Source organism: Sphingomicrobium aquimarinum (assembly GCF_039655735.1).
In the GTDB taxonomy this organism is placed as follows: domain Bacteria; phylum Pseudomonadota; class Alphaproteobacteria; order Sphingomonadales; family Sphingomonadaceae; genus Sphingomicrobium; species Sphingomicrobium aquimarinum.
In genome coordinates this window covers 651,888-662,141 of the sequence record NZ_JBBYXH010000002.1, presented here as the reverse complement: position 1 = coordinate 662,141, position 10,254 = coordinate 651,888, and the positions used below count along the sequence as shown (strand labels likewise).

At 62.4% G+C, this 10,254-nt stretch carries 15 protein-coding genes and 1 pseudogene; 9 read left to right on the top strand and 7 right to left on the bottom strand.

The annotated features are described in order from the left end of the window. Positions 1–107 precede the first annotated feature (107 nt). Entirely contained in the window at positions 108–503 is a 396-nt protein-coding gene (locus tag WJS89_RS09405) for a DUF3703 domain-containing protein (RefSeq protein ID WP_346340681.1), read from the bottom strand. Beyond that, positions 496–1,116: a cation efflux transmembrane domain-containing protein gene (locus tag WJS89_RS09400; protein WP_346340680.1), complete on the bottom strand. Its 621-nt coding sequence runs from the start codon at positions 1,114–1,116 to the stop codon at positions 496–498. The genes WJS89_RS09405 and WJS89_RS09400 overlap by 8 nt, the downstream gene beginning before the upstream one ends. A gap of 67 nt (positions 1,117–1,183) precedes the next feature. Here WJS89_RS09400 and WJS89_RS09395 point away from each other — a divergent pair, with 67 nt between their 5' ends. Then, positions 1,184–1,582 carry a MerR family transcriptional regulator gene (locus WJS89_RS09395; RefSeq protein WP_346340679.1) on the top strand — a complete coding sequence of 133 codons (399 nt, stop codon included), beginning with the start codon at positions 1,184–1,186 and terminating at the stop codon, positions 1,580–1,582. A 348-nt stretch (positions 1,583–1,930) separates the two neighbouring features. Here the strand turns inward: WJS89_RS09395 and WJS89_RS09390 are convergent, their stop codons facing one another. Both WJS89_RS09390 and WJS89_RS09385 read right to left on the bottom strand, forming a co-directional pair. After that, complete coding sequence (locus WJS89_RS09390) at positions 1,931–2,488, bottom strand: antitoxin Xre/MbcA/ParS toxin-binding domain-containing protein (RefSeq protein WP_346340678.1); 558 nt, start codon at positions 2,486–2,488, stop codon at positions 1,931–1,933. 173 nt (positions 2,489–2,661) lie between these two features. Next, complete coding sequence (locus WJS89_RS09385; protein ID WP_346340677.1) at positions 2,662–2,958, bottom strand: hypothetical protein; 297 nt, start codon at positions 2,956–2,958, stop codon at positions 2,662–2,664. Positions 2,959–3,393: 435 nt separating this feature from the next. On the opposite strand from WJS89_RS09385, the pseudogene WJS89_RS09380 reads away from it, so the two are divergent. The 8 genes and pseudogenes from WJS89_RS09380 to WJS89_RS09345 form a co-directional block, all read left to right on the top strand. Continuing rightward, positions 3,394–3,510: pseudogene (locus WJS89_RS09380) on the top strand (DUF2312 domain-containing protein); the annotation flags it as partial. Positions 3,511–3,571: 61 nt separating this feature from the next. Further along, positions 3,572–3,892: a heavy metal-binding domain-containing protein gene (locus tag WJS89_RS09375; protein ID WP_346340676.1), complete on the top strand. Its 321-nt coding sequence runs from the start codon at positions 3,572–3,574 to the stop codon at positions 3,890–3,892. A gap of 74 nt (positions 3,893–3,966) precedes the next feature. Beyond that, positions 3,967–4,719: a YebC/PmpR family DNA-binding transcriptional regulator gene (locus tag WJS89_RS09370; RefSeq protein WP_346340675.1), complete on the top strand. Its 753-nt coding sequence runs from the start codon at positions 3,967–3,969 to the stop codon at positions 4,717–4,719. A gap of 5 nt (positions 4,720–4,724) precedes the next feature. Next, positions 4,725–5,198 (top strand): crossover junction endodeoxyribonuclease RuvC, encoded by a 474-nt coding sequence (gene ruvC / locus WJS89_RS09365; RefSeq protein ID WP_346340674.1) that lies wholly within the window; start codon positions 4,725–4,727, stop codon positions 5,196–5,198. A 1-nt stretch (position 5,199) separates the two neighbouring features. After that, positions 5,200–6,204, top strand: coding sequence for a glycerophosphodiester phosphodiesterase family protein (locus WJS89_RS09360; protein ID WP_346340673.1), 1,005 nt, complete (start codon positions 5,200–5,202; stop codon positions 6,202–6,204). Next, complete coding sequence (gene ruvA, locus WJS89_RS09355) at positions 6,201–6,800, top strand: Holliday junction branch migration protein RuvA (RefSeq protein ID WP_346340672.1); 600 nt, start codon at positions 6,201–6,203, stop codon at positions 6,798–6,800. Before WJS89_RS09360 ends, ruvA begins: the two co-directional genes overlap by 4 nt. Then, positions 6,801–7,835, top strand: a complete 1,035-nt coding sequence (gene ruvB, locus WJS89_RS09350) for a Holliday junction branch migration DNA helicase RuvB (RefSeq protein WP_346340671.1) — start codon at positions 6,801–6,803, stop codon at positions 7,833–7,835. Continuing rightward, positions 7,835–8,971: a DUF3089 domain-containing protein gene (locus WJS89_RS09345; protein WP_346340670.1), complete on the top strand. Its 1,137-nt coding sequence runs from the start codon at positions 7,835–7,837 to the stop codon at positions 8,969–8,971. The genes ruvB and WJS89_RS09345 overlap by 1 nt, the downstream gene beginning before the upstream one ends. Here WJS89_RS09345 and WJS89_RS09340 read toward each other — a convergent pair. Genes WJS89_RS09340 through WJS89_RS09330 form a run of 3 tightly spaced genes read right to left on the bottom strand, consistent with a single transcriptional unit; the run spans position 8,968 to position 10,108 of the window. Then, a complete protein-coding gene (locus tag WJS89_RS09340; RefSeq protein ID WP_346340669.1) occupies positions 8,968–9,174 on the bottom strand; it encodes a helix-turn-helix transcriptional regulator in 207 nt (68 codons plus the stop codon). The two genes, WJS89_RS09345 and WJS89_RS09340, sit on opposite strands and share 4 nt — an antisense overlap. Beyond that, positions 9,171–9,650, bottom strand: coding sequence for a hypothetical protein (locus tag WJS89_RS09335; RefSeq protein ID WP_346340668.1), 480 nt, complete (start codon positions 9,648–9,650; stop codon positions 9,171–9,173). The genes WJS89_RS09340 and WJS89_RS09335 overlap by 4 nt, the downstream gene beginning before the upstream one ends. Continuing rightward, the gene (locus WJS89_RS09330; protein WP_346340667.1) at positions 9,650–10,108 is read right to left on the bottom strand and encodes a hypothetical protein; all 459 of its coding nucleotides are present in this window, start codon (positions 10,106–10,108) and stop codon (positions 9,650–9,652) included. The genes WJS89_RS09335 and WJS89_RS09330 overlap by 1 nt, the downstream gene beginning before the upstream one ends. Positions 10,109–10,254 lie beyond the last annotated feature (146 nt).

Below are 10,254 nucleotides of genomic sequence, written 5' to 3'. Positions count from 1 at the left end.
GGAGCGGGCGAGGAGCCGGGTCATCGCGCGTTCGGTAGCAGCGGAGGCTCGGCTGCGAAAGAATTATCTCGCGAGACAGAATGTGATTTCATAACAATACCATCGATTTACGCACCGGTGTTCTTTGGCGTGCGATCATCACCACACGGCAATTGACCAAGCACACGCCTGATTTCCGGCTTTATTTCCTTCGGGGCGAATGCGCTTACATTCGAACGACCACTGTTTCCGGTTGGAAGTCTTCCGGTGATGTTGCCTATGGGGGCAAGGAAAAGCCGGAATATCTGACCGACAAGTTCGTGCAAATCACGCGTCCTCCACGCAAGCTCCAGCATACGCCAATGCGAGACGCAGTGCGGTCCCAAGCGATCTTGGGCAACCACGTGGGCCCGCTCGAGATGATGCCAGGCTTCCTCGAAATTCTGCTCGTCCGTAGCCTTCGCTGCGCGTCGGTATTCTTCTGCGAGAAATGCATACCTGCTGGGAGTGGTATTATTATCCATGGGCCAGCTCCCGTCGCGCGTGGCGGAACACCTCCGCACTACCCCTCAGGGCTAATCCGGCCATGATCGAGGCGACGAGCAGGTCGGGCCACGCGTCGCCCGTTCCAAACACGCCGAGGGCGGCGCCAAGAACCGCAACGTTTCCGATCGCGTCGTTGCGAGAGCAGATCCATACCGATCGCATGTTCGAATCGCCTTCGCGGAACCGGAAGAGCATGAGCGCGACGATCACGTTCGTCGCCAATGCCAGCGTGCCGACCACTCCCATTGTCTGGGGCTCCGGGTCCGAACCAGCGACGAGGCCGTAGATCGCGTAGCCGATTACCCACACGCCGAAAGCGAGCATGGTCGCGGCCTTCACTAGAGCGGCCTTGGCGCGCCATGCGAGCGCCATCCCTGCAACGCCGAGACTGATCGCGTAGTTCGCGGCATCCCCGAAGAAATCAAGCGCATCGGCCTGGAGCGAACGGGAATCAGCAGCTACACCAGCCATCATCTCCACCACGAACATGACTGCATTAGCGATGAGTGCGATCCACAGGACGCGGTGCCAGCGCGGATCGTTGTGCGCGGCGGTGTCAGGCTCCGGTGTCTGGCAGCAGGACTTCGCCATGCCACTCTCCTTGCAACTTTCGAGTCGCAAGAACATATGCACCTTGTAGCAACTACAAGGTCAAGCGATGCGTATCGGAGAACTTGCAAAAGCCACCGGCACAAAGGCGGAGACGATCCGCTATTATGAACGAGAAGGCATCTTGCCTGCTGCGGATCGCACAGACAGCAATTACCGCGACTATTCGGACAATCATTTGGCAGCGCTTACATTCGTTCGCCGCGCGCGCCAGCTCGGCTTCAGCATGGCGCAGGTGCGAGAACTTCTCGCGCTCTCCAACCATGAAGACAACCCGTGTCAGGATGTTGATCGACTGGTTCAGCTGCAGCTGACCGAGGTTGAGCGCAAGATCGCCGATCTAATGGCGCTACGAGACGAGCTGGGACAGATGTTACGGTCCTGCCAGGCGGATAAGATCGGTGAGTGCCAAATCATCGGCAGCATAGGGCGCCAAAGCGTCATGTGAGACCTTGATGACCGTCTGCTTATGGGTGACCCAGAGAAGCGATGGAACGGCCGACATTAGGGCGCGAAGCGGACGCCAGGCCTGTTGCGTACGACCGACGGTTCTCGGACAGACATGCGACGAGGCCGAATGATTGAGAATGGAAAGCACCGCTGATGTCAGCCACTCTCTGCAACGACGGCAGCTCCCGGATCGAAGCAAAAGGAACTGGGTTGTCGAAATATCGGTACAAAGCGACCTCCCGTGCAAATAGGAGATGGTTGCGCGATACGACGCCTTAGAGCTTGAAAGGGCTTAAAAACAGATTTCAGTTGTTTCGAATTATTCGCTTAAAAAAGTCTGATACTATTAGGCACACTGCGCATCCAGATATTGGCGGACCTCGATCAGACCACAAGCGCGATGTTCAAGGACATATGTTAGGGCGCTTTGTCCGTCGAAGGGTCGGGCTGTGTTCGGACGGCGCAGCCATTCATTTGCCGACGTAGAGTCTGAAAAAATTGTGTGCAGCGCCTTGTAAATGCCAAGGCAGCGAGAAATTCTGTCGAGGATATCGGAAGATACTAGGCCACTATCCGACATCAGAAGTTCGTATTTGCGCAAATCATTTATATCGAGGACTGCCATGCGCTCCGTTTCACTTAAGCGCCATGCGTCTGCGATATTGCGGAAAACCTTGAGGCTAGTTTTCTCGATCTCTAGCCGCGGTTCCGAGATCTGTACTGTCGACCCTTGCAGATTGCCATTCTCGTCCAGTCCCACGCCCAAATCCTTCTCCCTACGCTGCCGAAAAAACTCTCGCTCCTCGACGCTTGGCTTTGCGATTTCCCCAGCAAGACGAGCGGTAGTTTTGGAAATGCCGCTTTGCCTCGTTGATCGATCATTAATTTCGAATGGGTCTGTCATCAAATGACTTCCACGTACCTTCCGTGTTTAGGAGGGTGGTCGATTGTGAATGAAGATAGGCCCTCGTCCTAGAACCCTCAAACCGAGCTTGACGAGTAGACTCCAGAGAAACTCGACCTGCCGAGACTTTATGTTGCCTAACATTTTAAAGCGGCGCCCAAAAATGCAAAAACTCACGATTCATCAGTATCCTCAGGCTCAATATATTTTGGCGCTTGGGGCAATTCTCTATCGAACTTGCCGTTGCCGCATGTCATCCACTGCTGCGACTCTCCAATCGAAACAACAGATACGCTCACATTCGTCCCGTCATCCAAGAGCTTGACTCTCTTATTACCAGACCAAGCATCTAGATGAATGTGGACATCGTCTACGATCGTTATGTCTTGTTCAATAGTAAGAAGCAGAATTTGATCCAAAGCTCGCTTCAAATCCGTGCTATCCAGTGGTCCGTGAATTCTAAAATGCATTGCGGTTCTCCTGCTCTGGGGCGAACCGGCAAAGCCGGGTGTTGGAAACCTGAGCTTTCGCCAAGGCGCCGCCGCCTTTGGGCGAACCTTGGACATGCGCGACGGCCACCCGGCCGCCACTTTAGCGACCGGTCGAAAGCTCGAGGTTTCCACGCCCCATCGACGCTTTTCTCGCCGACGATGTGACTACTTACAGATCGCTCGGAAAGCGGCAATGGGCAACGACAGCCATTCGATAAGTAAACATGGCTGAGATGAGGTGGAGAACTCTAAGAACCCTAGCGCAGAAGCTCTTCCACAGGCGGTGCCTGCCGCCCGCTTGCCAGCCTTATGATTGGCGCTTCACGGGCGGCAGGCACCGCCTGTGGAAGAGCGAGGCTACATCGATAGAGATCAAGGGGTCCCACACATTACATTTTCTGTATGGGTCGACTTGGCTACGACACCAAGACGATGCGCGCGATCGTGCGCCTGCGGAAGATGGAGAAGCACCAGCTCGACGAGCAGGATGCGCTCCTCGAAACCTATCGCGCCGCGCTGGGGATGGCGTAGCTACCCGATACAGGGATTGTCGGTTATGGTCGGCGATGAAGAACCCAACGGGAGGCCGACCATGATCCACACCACCACCCCCTCGATCGAGGGCCGCACGATTTCCGCCTATCTTGGCATCGTCCACGGCGAGGTGATCGTCGGGGCCAACATCTTCAAGGACCTGTTCGCCGGCATCCGCGACATCGTCGGCGGCCGCTCGGGCGCCTACGAAAAGGCGCTCGACGAAGCGCGGCGCCAGGCACTCGCCGAACTGCAGGGCGAAGCTGCCGAAATGGGCGCCGATGCGGTCGTCGGGATCGACCTCGACTATGAAGTCCTCGGCCGCGAAGGCTCGATGCTGATGGTCACCGCGAGCGGCACGGCGGTAAAGCTGGCGTGATCCTCGCCTAGAAATCCGCGCCGCACGCGCTATAGGAACCCTCGATCAGTTCATTTTCGCATTCGAGGACCCTCATGGCCGGCCACAGTAAATTCGCCAACATCAAGCATCGCAAGGGCGCGCAGGACAAGAAGCGCTCGGCGCTGTTCAGCAAGCTTTCGCGCGAAATCACCGTCGCGGCCAAGATGGGCCTGCCCGATCCGGACATGAACCCGCGTCTGCGTCTCGCGGTCAATACCGCCCTCAAGCAGTCGATGCCGAAGGACAATATCAAGAAGGCGATCGACAAGGCCACCGCCAACGAGGGCGACGATTACGAAGAAATCCGCTACGAAGGCTACGGCCCCAACGGCGTCGCGCTGATCGTCGAGGCCCTCTCCGACAATCGCAACCGCACCGCGACGAGCGTGCGCACGATCTTTTCCAAGAATGGCGGCAATTTGGGCTCCACCGGCGCCGTCGCACACAGCTTCGACCGCCTCGGGCTTATCGAATATAAGGCCGATGAACTGTCGGAAGAAAAGGTGCTCGAAGCGGCGATGGAGGCGGGCGCCGACGATATCCAGTCCGATGAGGACACCCACTCCATCTGGACCGAAGCCGACCAGCTCCACGAAGTCTCCAGCCAGCTCGAGAAGAGCCTCGGCGAACCCGAGAGCGCAAAGCTCGCCTGGCGCCCGCAGATCGAGCAGGAAGTCGAGGGCAAGGACGCCGACACGCTCGTCAAGCTGATCGACGCGCTGGAGGACGATGACGACGTCCAGACCGTCTGGGGCAACTACACCTTTTCCGACGCCGAACTGGAGCGCCTCGGACAGGCGGACTAGGCGCGATGCGCATCCTCGGCCTCGACCCCGGCCTCGGCACGACCGGCTGGGGGCTGATCGAGGCCGAGGGCAATCGCCTCCGCCACCTCGCCAACGGCCAGATCAAATCCGACGCGAAGGAGCCGCTGCCCCAGCGCCTTTCGCACCTTGCCGCGCAGCTCGAAGCCCTCATCGCCGATCATGATCCGCAGGGCGCGGCGGCCGAGGAGATTTTCGTCAACAAGAACCCTCAGTCGACGCTCAAGCTCGCGCAGGCCCGCGGCGCCCTGCTCTGTGTCGCCGCCAGCCGCGGCATCATGGTTGGCGAATATGCGCCCCGCCTCGTCAAGAAGGCCGTCGTCGGCGTCGGCAATGCGGAAAAGAAACAGGTGCAGGACATGGTCCGCATCCTCCTCCCCGGCACCAAGCTCGCGGGTCCCGACGCCGCCGATGCGCTCGCGGTCGCCATCTGCCACGCGCACCACGCGCCCCGCCGCTGACATGAACCGCCGCCCGCTCCTCATCGCGCATCGCGGTGCCAGCGCGGAGCGGCCCGAACATACGCTGGAGGCCTATGCCCGCGCGATCGAACTCGGCGCCGATTTTATCGAGCCCGACCTCGTCGCGACAAAAGACGGCGCGCTCATCGCCCGCCACGAAGCCGAACTCTCGACCACCACCGACGTCGCCGACCGCGACCAATTCGCCGAACGCCGCACCACCAAGACCATCGATGGGCGTCACCTCACCGGCTGGTTTGCCGAGGACTTCACGCTGGCGGAAATCCGCACGCTCCGCGCGAAGGAACGCCTCCCCGGCTTCCGCCCCGCCAATACACGCTTCGACGGCAAGTTCGCCGTCCCCACTTTCGCCGAAATCGTCGCGCTGGCCCGCTCGGAAGGCACACGCCTCGGCCGCACCGTCGGTGTCTATCCCGAGCTCAAGCACCCCACCTTCCTCGCCCGGAAGGGCATCGACGTCACCGCGCTCATGCTCGCCGAACTCCAGCGCCTCGACCTCACCGCCGCCGACGCGCCCCTCTTCGTCCAGTGCTTCGAGGTCGGCCCGCTCGAGCGGCTCGCGCAAGCGGTCGATACGCCGCGCATCCTGCTCTTCGCTGCCGAAGGCGGCCCCGCCGACCGCCCCGACCGCACCTACGCCGACCTCGCTGAACCTGCCGCGCTCGAAAGAATTGCGTCCTACGCAACCGGCATCGGCGTCAATCTCCGCCTGCTCCTCGACGAAAACGACGCCCCCACCGCGCTCGTCGCCGACGCGCACGCTGCGGGCCTCGCGGTCCACGGCTGGACGATGCGCGCCGAAAACGCCTTCCTGCCGCCCGCCTATCGCAACAGCGACGACCTCACGCAGGTCGGCGACTATGCTTCCTACTGGCGCGCGCTCATCGCGACCGGCGCCGACGGCTTCTTCGTCGACAATCTCGCCGAATGGAACGCACTCTGGCCCTCGACTTCGCTCCCGGCGGACGGCACAACCATCCCATGATCGCCCGCCTCACCGGAACGCTCGCCGAGATCGGCACCGACACGCTCGTCCTCGATGTTAATGGCGTCGGCTATCTCGTCCATGTCTCGACCCGCACGCTCGACGCCGTCGGCGCGGTCGGCGGCGACGTCTTGCTGCTCACCGAAATGCAGGTGCGGGAGGATGCGATGACCTTGTTCGGGTTCATGAGCGCGGCCGAGAAAGCAGGCTTTACCGCGCTGACCGGCGTGCAGGGCGTTGGCGGCCGCGTCGCGCTCGCCATCCTCTCGGTGCTCGGCCCCGAGGAACTGGGCGCCGCCATCGCCAGCGGCGACAAGGCGATGGTCGCGCGCGCCAATGGCGTCGGCCCCAAGCTCGCAGCGCGCATCTGCAACGAGCTCCAAGGGAAATATGGCGACTTCGAAGGTGTCGCCGCCGCGGGCGCCGGCGTCGCGCCGCGCGGGAGCGCCGCCAAGGACGCCCTCTCCGCCCTCGCCAACTTGGGCTTCAAACCCGCCGAAGCCAGCCGCGCCGTCGCTGCCGCGCAGGAAGAAGTAGGCGCCGACGCCACCCTCGACACCCTCGTCCGCATCGCATTGAAGAAAGCGGCGAAGTAGATGGCCACCGACCCAGACCGCCTTTCCAGTCCCGAGCGCACCCTTGAGGATGCCGACGCCGCACTGCGCCCCAAGAGTCTCGCCGAATTCGTCGGACAGAAAGGCGCAAGAGAGAATCTGCGTATCTTCATCGAGGCCGCCAAGGCCCGTGGCGACGCACTCGACCATGTCCTCTTCTTCGGACCGCCGGGTCTGGGCAAGACGACGCTGGCGGGCATCGTGGCGAAAGAATTGGGCGTCGCCTTCCGGGCCACCAGCGGCCCCGTCATTGCAAAGTCCGGCGACCTTGCCGCGCTGCTGACGAACCTTGAAGAGGGCGACGTCCTCTTCATCGACGAGATCCACCGGCTCAATCCTGCGGTCGAGGAAATCCTCTATCCCGCCATGGAAGACCGCGCGCTCGACATCATGGTCGGAGAGGGTCCCTCGGCCCGCTCGGTGCGGATCGACCTGCCGCCCTTCACCCTCGTCGGTGCCACCACCCGCCAGGGCCTGCTGGCCACGCCGCTGCGCGACCGGTTCGGCATTCCCGTCCGCCTCAATTTCTACGAAGTGGGCGAGCTCGAGCAGGTCGTCTCCCGCGCCGCCCGCCTGCTCGGTGCGCCACTCGCCGCCGACGGCGCCCACGAAATCGCCAAGCGATCGAGAGGCACCCCCCGCGTCGCCGGCCGCCTCCTGCGCCGCGTCAGGGATTTCGCCCAGGCCGAAGGGGCGGACAGCATCGATGCCGCCTGCGCCGACCGCGCGCTCACCCGTCTCGAAATCGACGCGCTCGGCCTCGACGCCATGGACCGCCGCTACCTCGTCATGATCGCCGATCTGTACGGCGGCGGCCCCGTCGGCGTCGAAACACTCGCCGCCGGCTTGTCCGAACCGCGCGACACGATCGAGGACGTCATCGAGCCCTACCTCATTCAGCTTGGCCTCATCGCCCGCACGGCACGAGGACGCCAACTCAACGGTCGTGGCTGGACCCATCTGGGGCTCACGCCGCCCACGACCGCGCAAACCGATTTGTTCGACGGAGACAAGTGATGAGTATCGCTCTTGCCGCGCTTAGCGTCGCCACCGCCCAGCCCGCTCTCGATCGCCCTGACTATGGCCTCGAGCAGAACTGGCTATGCCTGCCCGGCGAGGACGATGTCTGCTCTCGTCCAGTCGCCGCCCATCGCTTGGAGCCGACCGGCTGGGGCGCGCGGCAGATCAGCCGCCCCGATCCCGCCGCGCCGATCGATTGCTTCTACGTCTATCCCACCGTCTCGTCCGACAGCGGCATGAACAGCGACCTCGTTCCCGGTAACGGCGAGGAAAAGCTTTTCGCCCAGGTCCAGTTCGCGCGCTTCTCGAGCGTCTGCAAGCCCTTCGCCCCCATGTATCGGCAGATGACCACCAGCTCGATCGCGCTTGCCGCAACGGGCGCGGACATGACGCAGTTTCTCGAAATCGCCTATGCCGACGTCCGCAATGCGTGGCGCGACTATATGGCGAACCGTAACCACGGGCGCCCCTTCGTCCTCATCGGCCACAGCCAGGGCTCGATCATGCTCGAACGGCTGATCGCTGAGGAAATCGACGGAAAACCGGCCCAAAAGCAGATGGTCCGTGCGCTGCTGCCGGGCTGGAATGTCACCGTGCGGCAGGGCGAGCGTACCGGCGGGAGCTTCCGTTCGGTCCCCGCCTGCGCCAGCGCCGACGATACGGGGTGTGTCGTCAGCTGGTCGACGTACGGCGCAGGGACCGCGCCGGGTGCCAGTGCCATCTTCGGCTACGCCCAAGCGCCCAACCGCCAGCCGATCTGCAACCTTACCGAGGCGCTGGGCGCCAAGAAGGGCAACTGGGCCGCGCTCGACGGCTTCTACTTCGCCAAATCCTCCTATCCGGTGAAGGGCGGCCCCGTCCGCTGGTCGTCGAAAGGCCCGCCGCCCGGAAACTACGCGACCAGCGAAAATCTCGTGCAGGGCCGCTGCATCACCGATGGCCCGCGCGGTTATCTGCAGGTGCGTCTCGTCCGCGACGAAGGCGACACCCGCACCGACCGCATCGGCGGCGAAGTGGGGATGGGCGGCTTCTTCCTTCCCGGCTGGGGCAAGCACCTCATGGACATGCAGATCGCGCAGGACGATCTCATCGCCATGGTCGACCGCCTCGGGGACGAAACCCGCCCCGACTAATCCTCCAGCCAGAAAATCTCCTCGACCGGGCGAGCGAACACGGCCGCGATCTTCAGCGCCAGCACCGTCGAGGGAATGAAGACGCCATTCTCCACCGTGTTGATGGTCTTGCGGCTGACGTTGCACGCCGAGGCGAGGTCGGCCTGCGTCAACCCCGCCTCGGTGCGGTAATGCTTGATATGGTTGCCGAGCCCCTCGCTCATTCCTCCGCGTCTCCATCGTCGCGTTCGAGCAGCGCGAACCGCAGTGAGGTGACGGTCAAGGCGGTAAGGATGAGCACCTGTACTGTCTCACGTGCATCGAGATTGCCGTAGGGCGCGATGAAATAAAGGACGAGCGCCATCAGGATCGTCGCCACCATCCCCCATTGCAGGCTGATGGCGCGGTGGTGGCGGGCGAGTTCGTCCTCCAGCACCGCCGCCTGCTCCTTGTAGGCCTTGGGCGTGAACCAACGCGTCATCGCTCCCGTCAGCGTCAGCAGCACGGTCAGCACGAACGCCGCCCACATGATTTCCAGCGCCACCTTGGCGATCGCCGAGCTATCCTCGCGCGCCATGTTCGTCATGGTGATGAGCAGCCAGACCGGCGTCATCGCGAGGATGAGCGTGCGCTGCTTGCGCATGTCGTTGGCGGGGGGAAGATGGTTGGGGTCGAAATTGTCATTGTGACGATAGGCCATCAGGCGAACTCCTCTTCCTCTGGCTCTTCGAGGCCTTCGAGCAGGGCGAAGCGCAGGCAGGCGGTAACGAGCGCGGCGAGCAGGACGCACATCCCGGCCTCGCGGACGTCCAGCGCGACATAGGGGGCGGCGAGAATGAGGAAGACCGCGGTCACGATGGCGGCGACGAAGCCCCAGCGGTAGGCGATCGCCTGGTGGTGGCGACCCAGCTCGTCGTCGAGAATCGCGACCTCTTCCCTCGCCCAGAGTTTGTAACCCCAGCCCATCAGGATGCCGAACTCGAGGAGGAGATAGGCGACCCAGGCGATCTGGATGAAGATCGAAGGATCGTCCTTCAGCATCTGCATCGAGATGACGAGGAAGAACGGCACCAGCGTGAGATTGAGGCGCCGATGCCGCCGCAGGTCCTCCGCATTCATCTGGTATTTGGGATCATACGTCGATTTTCGATACGCCATCGAGCGGCACTCCATTCGTGTAACCTTGGCGTTACTAGTAACCCACAGGTTACACGTGTCAAGCGTAACCTTCAGGTTACATCGCGCGCCGCGGAAATCTGCCGTTCGTCGCGGCGGCGACTCGGCTCGCCGAGCCATGCAGATGA

Coding starts and splice junctions, on each gene's coding strand:
- WJS89_RS09345 (WP_346340670.1), top strand. CDS start 7,835: ATGAGTATCGCTCTTGCCGCGCTTAGCGTCGCCACCGCCCAGCCCGCT.
- WJS89_RS09330 (WP_346340667.1), bottom strand. CDS start 10,108: ATGGCGTATCGAAAATCGACGTATGATCCCAAATACCAGATGAATGCG.
- ruvC (WP_346340674.1), top strand. CDS start 4,725: ATGCGCATCCTCGGCCTCGACCCCGGCCTCGGCACGACCGGCTGGGGG.
- WJS89_RS09335 (WP_346340668.1), bottom strand. CDS start 9,650: ATGGCCTATCGTCACAATGACAATTTCGACCCCAACCATCTTCCCCCC.
- ruvB (WP_346340671.1), top strand. CDS start 6,801: ATGGCCACCGACCCAGACCGCCTTTCCAGTCCCGAGCGCACCCTTGAG.
- WJS89_RS09400 (WP_346340680.1), bottom strand. CDS start 1,116: ATGGCGAAGTCCTGCTGCCAGACACCGGAGCCTGACACCGCCGCGCAC.
- WJS89_RS09360 (WP_346340673.1), top strand. CDS start 5,200: ATGAACCGCCGCCCGCTCCTCATCGCGCATCGCGGTGCCAGCGCGGAG.
- WJS89_RS09390 (WP_346340678.1), bottom strand. CDS start 2,488: ATGACAGACCCATTCGAAATTAATGATCGATCAACGAGGCAAAGCGGC.
- WJS89_RS09370 (WP_346340675.1), top strand. CDS start 3,967: ATGGCCGGCCACAGTAAATTCGCCAACATCAAGCATCGCAAGGGCGCG.
- WJS89_RS09385 (WP_346340677.1), bottom strand. CDS start 2,958: ATGCATTTTAGAATTCACGGACCACTGGATAGCACGGATTTGAAGCGA.
- WJS89_RS09395 (WP_346340679.1), top strand. CDS start 1,184: ATGCGTATCGGAGAACTTGCAAAAGCCACCGGCACAAAGGCGGAGACG.
- WJS89_RS09405 (WP_346340681.1), bottom strand. CDS start 503: ATGGATAATAATACCACTCCCAGCAGGTATGCATTTCTCGCAGAAGAA.
- WJS89_RS09340 (WP_346340669.1), bottom strand. CDS start 9,174: ATGAGCGAGGGGCTCGGCAACCATATCAAGCATTACCGCACCGAGGCG.
- ruvA (WP_346340672.1), top strand. CDS start 6,201: ATGATCGCCCGCCTCACCGGAACGCTCGCCGAGATCGGCACCGACACG.
- WJS89_RS09375 (WP_346340676.1), top strand. CDS start 3,572: ATGATCCACACCACCACCCCCTCGATCGAGGGCCGCACGATTTCCGCC.